The organism is Enterococcus sp. DIV1682a, assembly GCF_051711005.1.
GTDB classification, from domain to species: domain Bacteria; phylum Bacillota; class Bacilli; order Lactobacillales; family Enterococcaceae; genus Enterococcus_B; species Enterococcus_B hirae.
On record NZ_JBIOLT010000002.1, the window covers coordinates 33,798 to 51,637 of the forward strand.

The window sequence follows — 17,840 nt, forward strand, 5'->3', positions numbered from 1 at the left end:
AAAATGTATCTTTTTAGAAAAATATAAATGTTCAATATACGAAGTAAGACCAGTAATATGTAGAATGTATGGCATGTGTCTTCCTTGTGGGTTAATTAAGAATAAAGAAGTTGTTTTTCAAGAAGGAAGAGATTTAACTAATATTCAACTAATTATTGGAGACGAGATTATTAAGCAAAGAAACTATCCCTTATTTTATTTCTTTTCTTTCTTCTTAAGTGAAGAATATTATCATATTACTATGAAGAAGCTGTCAATGATACGTTCTCGGACAGAAAAAGGCTATGCAGATTTTACAAAAATGGTTAAAGTGTAATTTTATTTTTTCTATGCTAATATTGTATTATTTTGTTCGTTGTAAGTCGCACAAATAATTAATAAAAAATTGAATACCAAATAAGCGGTTAGAAAATTTCTAATCGCTTATTTGGTTTTATAAAGGAAGTAGCGAGTTTTATAAAAATTTTTTGAAAAAAATGTGAAGTCACTTTATTGTTGAGAGATTTTGGTTAGAATGAAGGAGGATAACGATAAGTGAATAACAATTGTGATAATCAGGTTTCTTCTGACTTAAAAGAAGGCGTTTGGCAAGTAGAAGATCATACGCTGTGTGAAGAATGTTCAGAAGAACTATTTTTCAAAATGAAGGATAACTATCATGAATTTTCTTTAAGTATATCCGTCGTTTTGAATTGTTTGTTCATTGCAGAAAAAGAAGGATATGTTCCTAGATTACCAGATTATTGGTGGGTTCAAATTCGACAAAAGATTCCTGCAGAAACTATATTGAATAAAGGAAAGGAAGAAAATTTGTAGATGAAGAGAACGAGTAAACTATTATCTGCTTTATTATTATTAGGTCAAGTTGTTGGCTATACTCCATCTGTTTTAGCAGACGAAGAACAATCAACTGTAGCGACAGAACAATCAACGACAGTGAATACAGATCGTTCTACAACTGATAGTACAGATACAACTAAGGAAGAAACCACAACAGATTCTTCCATTGAACAACCTGAACAAAAACCAAGTGAATCAAACGATCAGACGACTAACTCTACGGCAGATAGCTCACAAACAACAGAGTCAAAACCAGAAACAACTACTTCTGGTACGATTGACTCTAGTCAACCAGAAAATAATACGCAAGATACTACTGAGCCTTCAGAAACGATTCCTGTGGAACAGCCAACTACAAAACCGAGTGAATCGGGCAATCATGGAACAACACAACCAGCGAAGCCTGCGGAAATCACTCCTTCACAATCGGTTGCGACACAGCCTTCAACAACTGAACAAAATGCGCAATCCAAAGTAGAAACAAAGGCACAAGCTCAACCAACTGTGCAAGAAGAGTCAAAAGCTTATCATCAAGCACCAACTGCACCAATCCAAGAGCTAGTACCTTCTAGCACACAGGATAACGAAGGAAACATTCATTTTGAAAAAGATGAGTCAGTCGAAACGTTTATTCGTAAAATTGGCGAATCTGCTCGTAAGATTGGACAAGAAAATGATTTGTATGCTTCCGTCATGATTGCCCAAGCCATTTTGGAATCAGCGAGTGGTCAAAGCCAGCTGGCGCAAGCACCAAATTATAATTTATTTGGAATCAAAGGGACATATAATGGAAAAGGTGTCTCTTTTGCGACACAAGAAGATTTAGGTAATGGAACACTTTATACTACCCAAGCTACTTTTAGACAGTACGAGAACTACGAGGATAGCTTAAATGACTATGCTCAACTCTTAAAAGAAGGCTTAACAGGAAATAGCCATTTCTACGATGGAGTTTGGAAGTCAAATGCAAAAACTTATCAAGAAGCTACAAAATTTCTAACAGGACGTTATGCGACAGATACTAGCTACGATAAAAAATTAAATGGTCTAATCGAGACCTATGATTTAACCACATATGATAAAGAAGTAGCAGGGCCGCAGTTAAGTAAAGAAGGCTATATCGTACCAGTGAAAAACTATACGATTTCTAGTCCATTTGGCACTCGTGGGGGAGAATTTCATAGAGGATTAGATTTGGCAGCAGCACAAGGCGAGCCAATCTATGCTAGCAAAGCAGGAACAGTCGTTAAAGCCGAGTTTCACTCTTCTTGGGGGAATTATGTAGCTATCGAGCATGAAGACGGTACAACGGCTTTATATGCGCATCAACAAGAATATCAAGTCAAAGTTGGTGACAAAGTAAAGCAAGGACAAATTATTGGTTATGTTGGCTCGACAGGAAACAGTACAGGTAGTCACTTACATTTTGAATTATGCTTAGATCACAGTTTAAACCAATCACAATTGATTGATCCAGAAACAATCTTATTCTAAGAAATATTCTAATATTGATTTTCTGAATAAGTTGAGTACAAAAATTATAAAAAGTTATGTTGAACAATTAAAAATTAGCAAAAGAAGTATGACGTATAGTAGTTTAGTTTGGTCGATATGAGAGATTTACGTAAGTGAAAAATTAATTATATAAGTATTCTCTATTTTCCAAAAAACTCTTACTTCAAGTATTTATAACTGCTAGATTTAGTTAAGTAATTAGCAGTATTAGTAAGGAGGTAGAGAGAATGACTTTTTATCAATTACTACAATTAGATCCTTTAATACTTAAGCAAAAAATAAAAAGTACAAAATCCAAGTATGATCGTAGAAAATATCTTTTATCCCTAGTTTTACGTTCATTTTTAATTGTTGGTTTTGCTATCTGTGTGATTGCTTTATCTACGAAGTTTTTTGGTGAATCCAATAAGTCATATGCTATTGTCTTTTTCTGTATGATGCTTAGTCTAAGATTCGTTGACTTTGGGTATAAATACGCTCAATCAATTTTAGGCTTGAGTGTTGTCTTTGGTGCGTTTTTTGTTGCACCATTTGTCCATTTATTACCACATTTTACTTTGCAAGTATTGTTGCACTTCCTTTTACTAGGAGGAATACTAATTGCTACTCTAAGTGATCCCAAAATGGGAAATCCGTCATTATATGGATTTTCTTATATATTTGTTGTTTATTCGACAATAACAGAACAAATAACGAAAAAATTATTGAATGATCGTCTTCTTTTCTTTGGTCTCTTTTTCCTTATATTTTGGTGGATAATTTATCACAATCATCGCAATAAGCACAAAAAAAAGACAATGTTCAATGCTTTAAAAGAAAAGAGTGTTTCATTGAAAATTTGGTTATTTTCCTATGTATTTTTCATTAGCTTATTATTGTCTGTTAGTCAGTATATATCTTTTGAACGATTCATGTGGGTTGGGTTTGCCTTTTCCTCTTTATTTGCGAGCTATGGATTTTCAATAATTGATTTGAAAACACGTGCAACCGATCGTTTGTTAGGCACAATTATTGGTATATTTTCTTTTATTCTATTAAGCATGTATTTACCAATTGAGATACTAAGTTTATTGGGTGGTATTTGTTTAGGATTTTGTTCAAGTTACCGTTATAAAACGGTTTTTAATTGTATTGGTGCGTTGACGATAGCTAGTCAGATGTATGGAATTCCTCAAACATTAGCAATGCGGTTTACTTATAACTTGTTAGGTGTAAGCTTAGCTATTTTGGGAATTTGGTTTGTAAAAATGTTGTTAAATCAAAAAAAATTGTGAAAGAGGCTAATTGATAAAAGAGCTTGCTCATATCATATAGTAAGTATAATAATTATTCTAATAAAAATAAGTATAGGAAATAAATTTATATTATTATCTTTTTATATAATTTATTTTTCAATCGCGCTTGCTTGATCCAAAAACAGTCTTATTCTAGGAAATAAGGCTGTTTTTATTTTGCTATAAAGGAAAGAAGGAAGGAGTTCATATGATATTTTATGCAGGTCTGTTTGTGGGTACTATGTTTGGAATAGGAATCATGGCACTATTAGTTCCAGGAAAACAAGAAGATCAACAATTTAAAAGAGAATAAAAACAGATTTATCTAATTTTTAGGAGGAATTTTTATCTTGGAAAACCAAAAATCAAATTTATATCCTGTGAAGGATTTATTATTAGAAGAGAAAGATTACAATTTTTATGCCTATAGTAGAGACATTATCAAATCTCGTGTTTCAAGAAAATTGAGAAAGAAAAAGAATGGCATAATTGAAACTGAATATTGTTATTGCTTACCTGACAATGCTGTTAAGAGTCAACCAACTTATCAAAAACAGTTACCAAATGCTCGATATATTAAGAATTTGTGTATTTTAGATGATCGAAGAAATGTCATTCAAGAAGTACCTATTTTGAGAGTGATCCAATCTCGAAGTGGGGCTTTAAATTTTGGAATTGATCGTCAGGCATTTACGGAAAATCTGATGAAACAAACTACAAAAGAATAAGTAGGTATTATTTAATTTAGGATTTTAGGAGGATGTTTGATTTGGAGAGACAAGAGGAAAATCTATCTTTTCCTGATTTATCAATCGAAAATACAGGAAATCATGTATCAGATGAATTAAAACCGTTAATAAAAGAATTGCGAGAAATAGTTAATGAAGTACAACAATTGCCAGATTTTATTAGGAATTTGGAAAATCAACGAATAATCGGTAACAAATATAATGATTTAATGGTAGATAAGGAAACAAATTATTTTGAGCTAATTGCGCATTTGTTGGCATTTTTTGTTCCAGAGTTAGATCCTTCAGGCGAATCTCAAAATCAGACAAAAGAAGAACGAATCAAAGAAATGGATATAATTTGTTCTAAATTGAATCAGTATTTCATACGAAATATCCTATTTCGCCTTCAGACGACATTGGGTTCAAAGGAATTTTTACAATATATGACAGTGTGTGAGAATTTCTGTCTTCAAAGTGAAAAATTAATAGGTAAGAAGAGTTAAATGAAAAGAGGTGATCATGTTGTTATTAGAACATGTATTGAAACAAGTCATTCAAGAGACCTATCCAGATAAGAAAATCTATCAGGACTTTACAATTAGGATCGTTCCTAAAGAGCTAAAATCAAAACATGGACAATACATTCAAAATGATCGAAAAATCGAAATATATAATTTGAGTCGGGCACCTGGCGCAAACTTTTTAACTGCTTTGCATGAAGTGGCTCATCATATAGAAGCTATGGATCTCGGCGAAACAGCGCATAAAGAAACGTTCTATGCTCGTTTCTATCCTTTAGTCTGTACAGCGTTAAATAAAGGATATCTCAATCAAGAAGATCTTTTAATGGATAGTCAGGACTCTTCTGATTATAAGAAACTCTGTCAGTATTATGGCAATTCTTTTGCAAAGGAGTTTACAGAGTCAAAAGAAAAAGATACGGTGGTTGTTTTGGGTGCTTATCATGCACGTGCCTTATTAAAAAGACGTGATTTTTCTTACTTAGCTAGTCAACATATGTGGGTAAGAAAATTTGAGAACGAAGCACAAGCCATGAGAGAACGACAAATTTTGGAAAGTTTTCACCAAGATTTTGAGTTGAAAGTCGTTTCCTTCTTAGAGCCAATTTTCGTTCAAACGTATTATATTGCTGTTCCTGGTGCTTATCAATATCGTGAAATTTTACGAAAAGAAGGTTTTATCTGGAATGGGTATGGCTACAAAAATGCGTGGATAAAGAAAATTCCGAGTATAGAATACCATAAAGTACGTGATTTTCTAAAAGAACAACGATTGTCAGGAAAACGAGTACCCGAATTACAAAAATAATTGAATCAAGTGTTTTTCAGATAGAAGATTTTGTATCTTCTATTTTTTTTATAAAAAAATAAAGGAGAAATGAATATGGCATTATCTGTAGAACAACGAAAAACAAAAGAGGTCGCAATGGCAGTTTTAGAAGCCAACGGCCAAGACTATGATACGGCATTAGATCAGTTCCACCAGAAAATTATTTCCGAAAATCAAGAACTGATTTTAAAAAGCTTGAAAAAACAAGCAAATAACAATCAAATTCAGAAAGGACAATACAATGGAAAATAATCAAATGAATCTTTTAGGGCAAAGGAAAAAATATAGAATTTCTTCATGGGTAAAATTTAGTTTAAGTGTATTTGCGGTTATTTTTCTCTTTCAACTAGTACTTCCGATGGAAGCATTTGCTGATATACAAAGTTCAGTAAACCATGCTGGTGATTCAATCACAAAATTAGTACGAAATATCACTGCTGCAATTGGAACAGCAATTATTGCAGGTGGATTTTTAGCTAACATGATGCCAATTATGGAAGTTAGTCAAAAAGCAAAGATGATTATTATTCGTGCTGGAGTTTCTATTCTAGGTATTTCATTTGCGGCACAATTAGTGGATTGGATTATGTCCATTAAATAGTTTGAAAATGAAAGTTGGTGAGAATGTTGATTGAAGTTAAGATTGAAGAATCTAATGCAGTACGAATTAGAAAAGAACGCTATTCGTATGTGGAATTTGAACAACTTTCAGAAGAATTACGTCCAGAAAATTCGGTGACTTATCTCTTGGTACAAGATAAAAAAGTCTTGTATCAAGGAAAATATCAATGTGTTTCAGGTTTATCATTTCATGAATCCATTCATTATAGTATTGAACAAATGATTCAAGCAGGCACATTAAAACAGCGTAAAGGACAGAAATTGTTGGAGTTGTTAGATCAAGAATTAGCTTTTCCTGGTGGAACACAACCTTCGTCTACTTCAGTTTCTTTCACACCGTCTTCTGAAAAGAAGAACAAAAAGTACTTTTCTCTCAACCTTGATTCTTTGCAATCTTTTTTTAAGATTCATTGGAAAAAAATAGGTATAGGAGGAAGTATTTTTTTTCTTCTTTTTATTGGTATTTTGTGGAGTTCAACTCAAAAAATCAAGACGAATCCAATCGATTCTTATCAAACATTGGTTGATAAGAAAGAATATATTGTAGCGTTGAAAGAATACCCACAAAAAGAAGAAGTGTTAGTAAAGCAACTTTATCAGGAAAAAAATAAAAAAGAGTTATCTAAGCTATCAAAAGAAGGAAAATCAACTCTTGCTTTCTTTTATTTACTCTTTTTAGAACACCAGTGGAAAAAAATCACAGAAATGACTGATTTGCCTGTGAATGAAGAAACACAAGGTATGCTTGGTTTTGCCTATTTAAAGCAAGGAAAAATCGAAGAAGCAGAACTAATCAACCAAGAAATTAAAAGTACGGTATTAGACGAGCAGATTCAGCTTGCAAAAAAAGAAGAAGCTTATCAAGCCATTCATGAGAAAGAAGTCAAAAAAGCAGAACAAATCAATCAAGAAATTCATGACGAAGAATTAACTGAAGATCTATCTGTGGCTAAAAGTATTGTGAATCTACTTGAAAAATATCAAAAAGACAAAGAGAATACGACACTTTCTGAATCTGAACGTAAGGAAGCAGAAGAAAACTATAAACTTTGGGAAGAAAAATTACAACAATTAGGAGGAGTTTCAAATGACGAATCAAACAACGAACAATAAAGGGAATGGGTTTCAATCGATTCCGAAAAAATGGTGGTTAATCGGATTATGTTCCGTCTCTATTCTAGGCGTAGGAGGTCTTATTACTTATAGTTATAGTACTTCACCACAACAAGAAGTAGCCAAAAAAGAGCAAGTGCATTCTATGGATAGCGATAAAGAAAGTGAAAAAACATGGGAAAAAGCAATCGAAAAAGAAACAAAAGGTAAAGAAAAATCAACATCAAAGAGAAAAAGTAGTATGGATAAGCTTTTAGGTGTGTTAACAGGAGAAAATAACGAAGATGATTCAAGTATTTTTGGTTTTAAAGTGTCAGATAATGACAAGAAAGATCGAACAAATCTCATTGGGGAATTAGCTAAAGCATTAGATGTACAAGAAATCAAGGAACAAAAACGAGAAACTAAACCAAATAGTGAAAATAAGAAAGAACCTTTATTCTTACTGACAGATAAACAACAATCGTCCAAAGAAGAATTGACGGATTTGTCAAAACCTATTTTGCCAGATAAAAAACCAGAAGTCGTTTTACCTGAGAAACCTGAAAATCCAGGAATAGACGAAGAAAAACCAGTTGTTCCAGATATACCTGTTTTACCAGATGATCCCAATGTACCCGTTATACCAGATATTCCTGATATACCAGTAGACCCTACTCCCGAGCCAACACCTGATCCAGAACCAGTGCCGCCAGTTACACCAGATGAACCAGATCATACATTAGATCAACTCATTACTACGAATAAGCTTGCTTTAACCACTGTTAAAAATAAAGCAGAACAATTGAATCAATCATTGAATCAAGTAAAGAAAGAGTTAGAAAACTTAACAATGATTGAAGAAAAAACTGCACAAACTGCAGAACAAGCAACGAATGAATGGCAAAAAGTTTCTGATCTAGTCAATGAATACAATCGTCTATCACAAGAAATCAAGAAATTGATTGAAGTCGATGGACAAGTATTGCCAATCAACTATGATTTATATCGTGAAACGTATGAACAATTGACTCAAAAAGTAACTGAAATCAAAGAAGCACAGAACAAAGCCAATCAAACGACCACACAAATGAGTGAATCAGTTCAACAAGCACAAGAAACAGCCAATCGGTTACCAGATATGAATCAACAATATCAAGAGTTACAAACACAAGTTTCTACAACTAAAAATGAGATCCAAACAACAGTATCTAATGCGCAGTCGAATGAACAAGTAAGCAATGCAGTACAGAATGAAATCAACCAAGCGACACAAGCTTCAGAAGCATTAGATACAACTAATCAAGTGGTAGGTAGCCAAATAGAAGAGAGTCAACAAACGGATTATCAACCTGCTTTGGAACAAGCCAATCAGGCTGTCGAAACGGTAGCCAATGAGGCTAACAAACAAAATAGCGCTGTAGATTCCGTTCTAAGTGATTTTCAATCATTGCCTACTGTAGAAGAAGTGGAAGCTCCTTCTACGCCTGAAACAGCTCCAGAAACGCCAGAAATGACTGATTCATCGTTGAATGAACAAAATCAATCGGAATCCTCCCTGAATAAAGATCCAAGTGATCAATCTACCATTTTGTCAGAAGGATCTTCTTCGGATAGCGGCACTCAAATAGGAAATGGAGGAATCGTATAATGAGTAAAAACGATTATTATTCTTTAGTTATTTGTCGAGGCATGCAAGGACTTTTAGTACTTGCATGCCTTTATACGTCCTTACCTGTTATTCTTTCTGGCTATAACTATTTAGAAAGTTATCAGATTCGTTTTAGAGAAATGCACTATGGGAATTTGTGTACTTTATTTTCGATTATTGGTTTTTATTATGGGGTATTTTTGGTGATAAAAATTCTTGTAAAGGTAATTTTTAATAAGCCCAAGATAAGGGCAACCATTGTTTCTTATATTTGTCTACAAACAAGAAGATTGTGGATATTTTATTTGTTTACTGGAGGAATGGCTTATATTGATGGTGTTGATATGGGGGATATTTCAATTTCTGCATTTCGCTCGTTCTTGATTTTGTTAGTTTTTACATTATTAGGCAGTCGTTTGAATCAAGTATATGATCAATCAATTATTACGAATTATGCTTTGAATAAGCAGCAGAGATCATTGAAATATCTAACTTATATAGGTTTTGAAAAAGTGGCAGAAGATTTGATTATGACACCTCATGGAAATATACCTGTTGAAAGGATTTCTTATTATTATCATATCGAGCGTACGCCTTTTACTATGACTGTTTCGAGAGGTTCATATAAATTGGCTTCCTTTTATCGATGTATATTGAATCTAACACTTAGTTTTTTAGTTTTCTATCTAAGTATCAACGGAATGATTGAAGAACAAAACATTTTACGTTATTTAGGTCTTCTCCTAATGAGTTTGTTGCTAGTTATCGTTGAAGCACCAACTTCGTATGAATTATTAAAAAAAGTGAAAAAGATATTTTTAAGTTATCAGAAGAAAGGAAAAGGATAAATGGTTTTAAGTAAACAGAAAATAAAGGAAGAACTTCATAAAATAGATTTACGTGAAATTTATCGTCGTTATTGTGAAGAAACGGAACTAACAAAAAAAGAGCTTTATATGATTAAAAATTACGATGAGACGCATACTTTAGAAGAAGCGATTCAATTTCGCATTGAGAGTCTGAAGGAATACCAACAGATTCGCCAAGAAAAATGTAAAGAAATGGAAATTAACCAGTTGGTTGATTTGATAGGTCATGAAGAGTTGGGACAAGAGTATTTAGCAACAGAATATGAACAGATGGAACAATATATAGATAATAATGAAATGGATGAAACAGTTTCATTTCAACCGTATGCTTTTGATTTATTTTATCAAAATGAAAGAGAACGTACATGAAACATTCAAAATTTTGGAGAAGAGATTTAGTTGGTACTCGATTTTGGCGTGATCCTACACGCACACCCTACAAGCATATTGAACGTTATCTTGGACAGAAACGTGTATTGTATCCTTTATTTGTTAGTTTGTTCATTTTTCTATTTTTATTTTCCAACTACATTGTATCTTTACCAAGTATTCTTACTGAAGTCTTTCCAAATGGACTTTTTGGAGAATGCGACTGGAAAAATGCGTTTCAGTTAAAGTTTTTCTTTCAGTTACCAAAAAACAGTACAGGGTGGTTATTTTTCTTTTTGATTTCCTCATTTTGTACATTTTTATTTGGGTACAAATTATACAGAGTCCGTAAAAGCTTTATGCCATTAGAAGATGTTATGACTGCGGCGACGTCTCGTTGGGCAGATGGAAAGAGTGAATTAGATTATCAGTATCCAGTCATGCCTACAGATGATATGGAAGCCTATGATGGCCCATCAGGAATGGTCGTGGGAACGTCTCCTCGAACAAATGAAGATCGAGAGTGTCATCGAGTTCGAGAATATATTTCTAGTGAGCCAACGAATGTGGCTATCGTTGGGGAAACTCGTGTCGGTAAAGGGGTTTTTGGAGTTGAAAAAGCGATCGATGGATACAGTCGAACAACGAATATGAAGGAAAAACGTTCGATGAATATTCATGATCCTTCTGGAGAACTTTATTTGAAGTGGAAAAAATTATTGGAAAAAAGAAATTACAAAGTTAGATTGTTGAATTTAAATGATACAGCTGTTTCAGACACAACGAACCCTTTAGCTCTGGTTGTTCATTACTATAAACAATATTTATTTGGAGACACAACAATTGAGAGAGATCGAGGACTCGATCAAGCCCAATCTGAATTGGCTACGTTATGTTATACCTATTTTCATGATCCGCATGCGAAAGAACCTTTTTGGCAAAATGCGGCGACTGCTTTATTTACTGCTGGATCTTTGGCATTGATTGAAGAATCTCTATTGATTCAACGAGAAGAACTTTCCAATATGTATACAATTGTGAATATGATTGCGGAAATGAACAGTGATCAAATTACTACTGAATCTCATTCTGTCATTCAAAACTATACAGATGATTTAAGAAAAAGAAAACAATTATTCAGTAAATACAAAGGAAAGTCAGTATTAGACTTCTATTTCCAAGAATTGCCTTTAGATCACCCTGCGCATTTGGCTTATTTAGATATTTTAGCTTCAGCACCTGCAAAATCAACCATTGGGAATGTGGTAACACATATGTTAACGAATTTAAAAGCATTTCGTAGAACAGGAAATGCCAAGTTAATGGCTCAAAATTCAATCAATTACATGGATTTAGGGTTTGGCGAACAACCAATGGCTGTTTTTGTGGTTGTTTCTGACCAAGATAAATCGAATCACGAGATTGCGGCTAATTATTTCGATCAAAGCTTTAAAGAATTAACGAAAGCGGGATTGAAACAACCGAATCGTAAATTACCAAGACAAGTAGTTTTTCTTTATGAAGAAGCAGGAAATATGGTTAAAATTCCTGAATTAGCAACCAAAATGACCGATGGGTTAAAAGTAGGACTTAGCCATGTGATTGTATTACAAAACTATGAACAATTAGATAAGTATGGTGACGACTCGAATACGATTATTGCAAACTGCGGAAATACAATTGTAGTTAAAACAAAATCAAAGAAAACAAGAGAAATGATTGTCGAAGACTTAGGGAATCGAGCAAATCTTTCCCTTTCACGTCAAGGAAAAGTCGCAGATAGTGAGAAAACACTCACCGATTCCATGGAACGTATCCCTATGTTAACGAAAGATGAATTGTCTCGTTTACCTTTTGGACAAACTGTTGTGATTCGAAGCATGAAAACTCATGATTTAAAAGGGAATGTCATTGAAAATATGTATCCTATTTACAATCGTGGGGAAACTAAAATGTTAGAATCATGGAAATATATTCCGTATGAAGAAAGTACTTGGGAGGAAATCGAAGAAGAGTATCGCCATGCACCACATACTCAAATCAACTTAAGTCATTTACTTTATTTGGTTGATCCTTTCATGATTGAAGAAAAAGAAGAAAGAAGACAAGCGATTCTTGAAGGAAGAGACTTTGAAGCAGAGGAAGCTTCAAAAAATGAAGGAGAAAATCAGTCAGAAAAAGAGGATTCTGTACGAGTTCCGCAAGAAAAACATGTCGAACCACAAGTTGAAAACTTACGTTTGACAGAATTAGATACGATTTTTGACGACTATTTTACGAAAGACGTTCAACAACAACCCATACAAGAATTGGATTCAGCTAGTCCATTAAGTTATTTCTTTAAACAGAAATTGAAAAAGGACGTACGAATCTTTTGTGAATCACAGGAAAATCCACAACGAATAGAGGAAGAATATGAACAATTGCTTCAATCAGGGACGATCAAAGATATAAAAAAATGGTTAGCCAATGTTGGTAGAGAGCCTCTTTATGAACGGATGATTCAAAGCGTTGAAAAAAATGGTTTTACTCAAATAGGAGGGGAGGAAAAATAAATGCTGTTTATTCTAGCCAATGTTGTGACTAATTTTCTCTCTGGAAATGGTGCAACAGTGATGTCTAATGAACAATTGTTAAAGCTGTTAAATCATTACTCTGATTATTTAACACAAGGAAATCTAGGTTGGGATTTTTTACGACCAATAGCCATGAAGATTGCGGAAGGTGGTGCTTGGGTTTTAGATGGATTGTATGGTGTGATGGAGAACCTTTTAAAGTTGTTAAATATTTTTGACAATCCAGCTTTCAATGAGTTAATGCACAAAATCGATCCACTAAAAGGATTTCTTTTGTTAATGGCAGTAGTGGGCTTTTTTATTTTATTAATGTTTAACAAAGTCAATGGCGCAACACAAGCACCATTAAATTTGTTTTTGATCCTTTGTTTAACATTGATGGCTCCTACGTTATGGTCAACGGCTTCAACCATGACACAAGGTGTATTCAAAGCCATTAATAAGGTAGATCAAAGTCCAGGTGAGTCGATTATTTTGGAAAATACCACCGATTTGTTAGCTATGGCAGAAGAAGGATGGAAATTAAAAAAGGGTGAAAATCTGAACCATTATAAGCATGCCAAGCAAATCGATATGAAAGAAAAAATTGATGAGCCTGATGATGTGAAAAATGGAGAAGTTTTTAAGAAAAAAATCAAAACAGACTCTAAAGGAAAGGATTCAGTGGTGGATATTGAACAACCAAGTGGTTTTGCGGCTTGGTTAATGTCTGAATTCTTTTCGCCAAATTATTATCGCAACAAAGTACGTTTTTTTAATATTTATCTAACAGAATTGGTAATGATTGTGGCTTTAGCAATTACTTCCTTTAAATTTGCGATAATCATTGCCAAAATGTATGGCGATTATGTTTTATTAGTCAAAGGTGGATTGGCAGATTTCATGGGTATGCAACGAGTGAAAGCTGTTTTTTCTGAGTTAGTTGGTAGTTTTGCTTTGTTAGTCTACGTGCCAATTCTTTTTCAAATCTATATTGTTGCGACGGTTTATATCAAGTCGATGAATTTTGATTTTTTCACTTACATTATTGCGATGGCAGGTGCTGCATGGGCATTGATCGATGGACCAAATGGATTCCAACGTGTGACAGGAATCGACGCAGGTTTGAAAGGAACTGCTGGTGTGATGATGGCAGCCTTCAGTGGGTCAAAACTTGTACGAGGGATCAAAGACTTTGGTGTGAGTGCAGCGAAGTCCGCAGGTGGTGCATTAGCTGACGTTGGTGCTTTTGGTTTAGGAATGTCATTAGCTACTGCAGGCGCAGGAAATAATGGCAATGGAAAAGGATTGAAGGGGATTAATGACATGATGAATGGTGGTGATTCGGATTCAGAGAATAAGGAAGAAGATGATTCTAAATCTAATAAAGGCTTTAATGAGCAAGAAAGAGAGAAAGACCAATCAAAAGATTCGAATGATTTACAAAATCAAGAATCCTCTGAAAATGAAGAATCGTCTACAGAATCAGATGGTGTGGGAGAAAACACACAAGAAACACAAGAAACTTCTGAATCTTCCCCTGAATCTTCAGATTTTGATAGTTTGGAATCGCTAGAACCAACTGAAGCAGATATTAATTCTGATTCTCCACTAGGATTCAATGAAATGGCACGTCAAGAGGCTGAAGAATCAGAAGAAATGACCAATTCAGATGATTTAAATTCTTATTCATCTGGAAATGAAGAAGCTCATTTATCAGCTAATAATGAAAAAGAGACTGGTTTCAATCAAGATTCTGACGATCCAAAATCTCCTAAAACTGAAGAAAAGCCAAAACGAACATTTTCTGCGAAGTCTGACCGATTAAATCAAGAATTGTCTCAACATAAGAAAAATAATCCATTAAAACAAGCAACTAAAAATAAAGTATTTGGCTATGGAAAAGAAGATCCTAGACGTTATCATTCTTCGTCCTTTATGAGTAAACGTCGAGATGCTTATGATCTCGGAAAAGATTATGGGCAGTATCGCCAACAAAAACGAAGAATAAAAAGTGAACTTAAAGAATCTAAAAAAGAAGAAAAGAAAGAAGAATAAGTGATTATATTGGTATTTGATGAAGAACTCTATTTCTCAATAGGGTTCTTCAATTTTTACTGATAAATGAAAGGAAGGAACAAACATGTTTACTCGACCTAACCGAATTACGGATACGATGCGTGTCGGAGGTGTTTACACTTTAATGGATGCCGCCATATTTTTTGGTGTATTGCTTTATGGTTGGAATTATATTGCAGCTTTAGTTTATCCTCCTTTACGCTTGTGGTTTCGTCTATTTCTTGTATTGGTAACTATTTTTTGGATGTTGCCGTCTCCAATGAAACCAAGTCAAAAGAATATAACCACACTTGTGGATCTTTTAAGAAAGGATCTGACTATTTATCATCCAGATACGATCTATCTTTCGCAACAAGAAGCATTTGAAGAAAATAAACAACTAACGGAGGAAGAAAAATGATTATCGATGATTCCTTAAAAAAAGAAACAAAGAAGAAAAAGAAACACAAACCAAATTACAAAATTCCGAACAGTGTCTTAAAACTAATGAATCATGTTTCTATGATTGAAGAAGATTGTATTGTCACAAGAAATGGATTTACAGATTATTTATTATTAGAAAACTATTCAATTCGTAAAGAACCAACAGAAATTCAGCGCCAAGGGATTCAAAGCTATGTAGATTTTTTCCGAAGTACTACGTCAGACATTAAATTAATTTTTATGGGGTATGCGGCAGATACAACCCAACAAATTGATTATTTGTATGATCGATTTCCAAAAGAGGGGAGTGAGTATCTGAGAGAGCAGCGGGAACACAAAGTATGGGAACTCGAACAGTCACAATCATTGTTAGAAGATATCGTATATATCCAAATTTTTGGAGAAACAAGAGAAGCGTTGGAGAATGCTCGTTCTGAAGTGTTACACAGCGTGAACAAATATATTCATATTCATCCAATCTCAGTGGCGCAAAAGAAAAGTTTACTTTATCAGTTATATAATTTAGGCGATCGCCCTCCACAATTTGATGATATTTTGTCAGATCCTGATTATTGTAATAAGGCAAAAGAAGATTGGAAGTTTATGAGTGAGATCATGCCACAAACAGGAATTACTTTTAAGGGAAATTGGTTTAGTCAAACAGGCAGAAATTATATCGGTGTCTCTCATTTGTATAAGTACGCAAAGAAAGAATTTTTTTATTGGGGAGAACAAATTTTTCGTCAACCTGGAGTGATTACCACAGTTGATATTTCTCATTTAGGTTTATCCAAAATCAAAAAAGAGTTGAATAAATCCATTGGAGAGAGTCGTGACAATGCGAGAAAGGGATTCTCAGAGGATATTCGACAAGAAGCGGGTATTGAGTATCAATTATTAAAAGAATTGATGGAGGACATGATCACAGGAAATGAGAGTGTCAAAGAAGTGACGACACGTTACTATATTTCAGGAAAAACGAAAGATGAAGTTCAACAACAAGCAGATAAAATCAATCAACGACTTTCTATTAGAGGTTATAAAGCTTCTTTCTTTTTGGGAGAAGAAGATACAGAGTTATTGGCACTTTATCGTTCACATAAAGAACAAAAGCAAGCAAAAAATCGTCAAGGGAAAGAGTTGACGACGAATGATTTAGGGGCAAGTTATCCATTGAATTATAGCCAATTAATTGATCCGAGAGGTCTTTATTTTGGTCGAACCAATACAGGGGGATTGGTTATTTTAGATATGTGGCACAAGGATTATATGCGACTTTCTTATAATTTTGTGTTGATCGGTATTCCTGGTTCTGGTAAAAGTTCAACGTTGAAAAAGATCGGTAGTCACAATCATTTGTTAGGTAACTATACGTATTATTTTATGGCAAATGCCGAGAATAATCGGTTTATGAAAGCTTATGGTGGTTTGTCGTTAGACGCTTCTGGTCGTGATGGAACAGTCAATCCTTTCCAAATATTTGCGACAGTGATTAATGAGTTGACTGGCGAAGTAGATGAACAAGAAAGTTACAACGTTAGTAAAAATAAATTGAAAATTATCTTCGCAAATATCCATGGAGACAATGATCCTGAGCTAAATACGTCATTAGATATGTATATTGATTTGTTTTATGAAAAGTGGTTTTCTGATCACCAAATGGTATTGGAAAATGCCACACAATATGAAGCGATTCAATATCCTTTATTGGAAGATTTTTCTCGTTTTATTCACAATGAATTGTTTGAAGAGGAAAGGAAATTTCGCTCCTGCCTATCAGAGTTTGAAGCAAAAAGGTTAGATAAAATTTATTCAGTTAGTCAAGCCATGTTGCGATCAGATGGGAAAATTTTTAACCGTCATACTACTTTAAATTTTGATGATTATTACTCTGTTTCATTTGACTTAAGTAGTTTATTGAATAAGGGAAAAGCAGTATTTAATGCTCAATTTTATAATCTTCTTTTCTTAGTATGGAATCTTGCGATGACACGAGGGATGAGAGAAAAATATTTTGTAGATAATCATTTGAAACGTCCAGAAGAAGCGATACGAACCTTGTTAGTGATTGATGAATTTCATAATATTACACGACAAGAAAACATGGATGCCATTGATTTACTTGATCGATATGAGCGAGAAGCACGTAAAGCTTTTGGAGGCTTAGGCTTAGCTACGCATGATATTTCAGACTTGTTTTCTAAAGGAGCGTCCGACAACTTTAAGGAGAAAGTTCGTAAACTTTTGAAGCTGTCTACTTATACTTTTATCATGAAACAAGACCCAAGTTCGATTGATGAATTAAAAGATTCTTTCAAAGAAACCCTACGTGAGAGCGAGTTAGAAAGTATTCCTAATCTCAATCAAGGACAAGCAATTTTAGCAATCAAAGGGAAAGGAAATTTCCATTTGAATATTGATTTATCGAAAGAAGAAATCGAGATTTTTGCCGGCGGTCATTAATTTAGAAG

General features: G+C 33.8%; 17 protein-coding genes. All 17 read left to right on the forward strand.

All coding sequences use genetic code 11. From position 1 onward, the window contains the following. Nucleotides 1-534 precede the first annotated feature (534 nt). The 17 genes from IGJ23_RS13470 (at nt 535) to IGJ23_RS13550 (ending at nt 17,832) form a co-directional block, all read left to right on the forward strand. Nucleotides 535-816 carry a hypothetical protein gene (locus IGJ23_RS13470; protein ID WP_081115510.1) on the forward strand — a complete coding sequence of 94 codons (282 nt, stop codon included), beginning with the start codon at nt 535-537 and terminating at the stop codon, nt 814-816. Continuing rightward, on the forward strand, nt 817-2,334 hold the full coding sequence (locus IGJ23_RS13475) for a peptidoglycan DD-metalloendopeptidase family protein (protein WP_438775105.1): 1,518 nt from the start codon (nt 817-819) through the stop codon (nt 2,332-2,334). It begins immediately after the preceding gene. Nucleotides 2,335-2,582: 248 nt separating this feature from the next. Next, on the forward strand, nt 2,583-3,629 hold the full coding sequence (locus IGJ23_RS13480) for an FUSC family protein (RefSeq protein WP_081115508.1): 1,047 nt from the start codon (nt 2,583-2,585) through the stop codon (nt 3,627-3,629). A gap of 208 nt (nt 3,630-3,837) precedes the next feature. Continuing rightward, nucleotides 3,838-3,942: a DUF3789 domain-containing protein gene (locus tag IGJ23_RS13485; protein ID WP_128436221.1), complete on the forward strand. Its 105-nt coding sequence runs from the start codon at nt 3,838-3,840 to the stop codon at nt 3,940-3,942. Between the two features lie 37 nt (nt 3,943-3,979). After that, the gene (locus IGJ23_RS13490) at nt 3,980-4,357 is read left to right on the forward strand and encodes a hypothetical protein (protein ID WP_081115507.1); all 378 of its coding nucleotides are present in this window, start codon (nt 3,980-3,982) and stop codon (nt 4,355-4,357) included. A 32-nt stretch (nt 4,358-4,389) separates the two neighbouring features. Continuing rightward, complete coding sequence (locus IGJ23_RS13495) at nt 4,390-4,863, forward strand: hypothetical protein (RefSeq protein WP_438775106.1); 474 nt, start codon at nt 4,390-4,392, stop codon at nt 4,861-4,863. Between the two features lie 16 nt (nt 4,864-4,879). Beyond that, nucleotides 4,880-5,689 (forward strand): hypothetical protein, encoded by an 810-nt coding sequence (locus IGJ23_RS13500; RefSeq protein WP_081115505.1) that lies wholly within the window; start codon nt 4,880-4,882, stop codon nt 5,687-5,689. A 75-nt stretch (nt 5,690-5,764) separates the two neighbouring features. Further along, nucleotides 5,765-5,962 (forward strand): hypothetical protein, encoded by a 198-nt coding sequence (locus IGJ23_RS13505; RefSeq protein WP_081115504.1) that lies wholly within the window; start codon nt 5,765-5,767, stop codon nt 5,960-5,962. Beyond that, the gene (locus IGJ23_RS13510) at nt 5,952-6,311 is read left to right on the forward strand and encodes a hypothetical protein (RefSeq protein WP_081115503.1); all 360 of its coding nucleotides are present in this window, start codon (nt 5,952-5,954) and stop codon (nt 6,309-6,311) included. Before IGJ23_RS13505 ends, IGJ23_RS13510 begins: the two co-directional genes overlap by 11 nt. Before the next feature lie 23 nt (nt 6,312-6,334). After that, nucleotides 6,335-7,444 carry a hypothetical protein gene (locus IGJ23_RS13515; protein ID WP_438775107.1) on the forward strand — a complete coding sequence of 370 codons (1,110 nt, stop codon included), beginning with the start codon at nt 6,335-6,337 and terminating at the stop codon, nt 7,442-7,444. Continuing rightward, nucleotides 7,419-9,074 (forward strand): hypothetical protein, encoded by a 1,656-nt coding sequence (locus IGJ23_RS13520; protein WP_228197630.1) that lies wholly within the window; start codon nt 7,419-7,421, stop codon nt 9,072-9,074. The genes IGJ23_RS13515 and IGJ23_RS13520 overlap by 26 nt, the downstream gene beginning before the upstream one ends. Then, nucleotides 9,074-9,922 carry a hypothetical protein gene (locus tag IGJ23_RS13525; RefSeq protein ID WP_376005180.1) on the forward strand — a complete coding sequence of 283 codons (849 nt, stop codon included), beginning with the start codon at nt 9,074-9,076 and terminating at the stop codon, nt 9,920-9,922. Before IGJ23_RS13520 ends, IGJ23_RS13525 begins: the two co-directional genes overlap by 1 nt. Then, complete coding sequence (locus IGJ23_RS13530) at nt 9,923-10,312, forward strand: hypothetical protein (RefSeq protein WP_128436205.1); 390 nt, start codon at nt 9,923-9,925, stop codon at nt 10,310-10,312. Then, nucleotides 10,309-12,867: a type IV secretory system conjugative DNA transfer family protein gene (locus tag IGJ23_RS13535; protein ID WP_376005179.1), complete on the forward strand. Its 2,559-nt coding sequence runs from the start codon at nt 10,309-10,311 to the stop codon at nt 12,865-12,867. The genes IGJ23_RS13530 and IGJ23_RS13535 overlap by 4 nt, the downstream gene beginning before the upstream one ends. Next, nucleotides 12,868-14,925 (forward strand): pLS20_p028 family conjugation system transmembrane protein, encoded by a 2,058-nt coding sequence (locus tag IGJ23_RS13540; protein WP_438775109.1) that lies wholly within the window; start codon nt 12,868-12,870, stop codon nt 14,923-14,925. Between the two features lie 85 nt (nt 14,926-15,010). Next, a complete protein-coding gene (locus IGJ23_RS13545) occupies nt 15,011-15,346 on the forward strand; it encodes a DUF5592 family protein (protein ID WP_438775110.1) in 336 nt (111 codons plus the stop codon). Then, nucleotides 15,343-17,832, forward strand: a complete 2,490-nt coding sequence (locus IGJ23_RS13550) for a VirB4 family type IV secretion system protein (RefSeq protein WP_438775111.1) — start codon at nt 15,343-15,345, stop codon at nt 17,830-17,832. The genes IGJ23_RS13545 and IGJ23_RS13550 overlap by 4 nt, the downstream gene beginning before the upstream one ends. Nucleotides 17,833-17,840 lie beyond the last annotated feature (8 nt).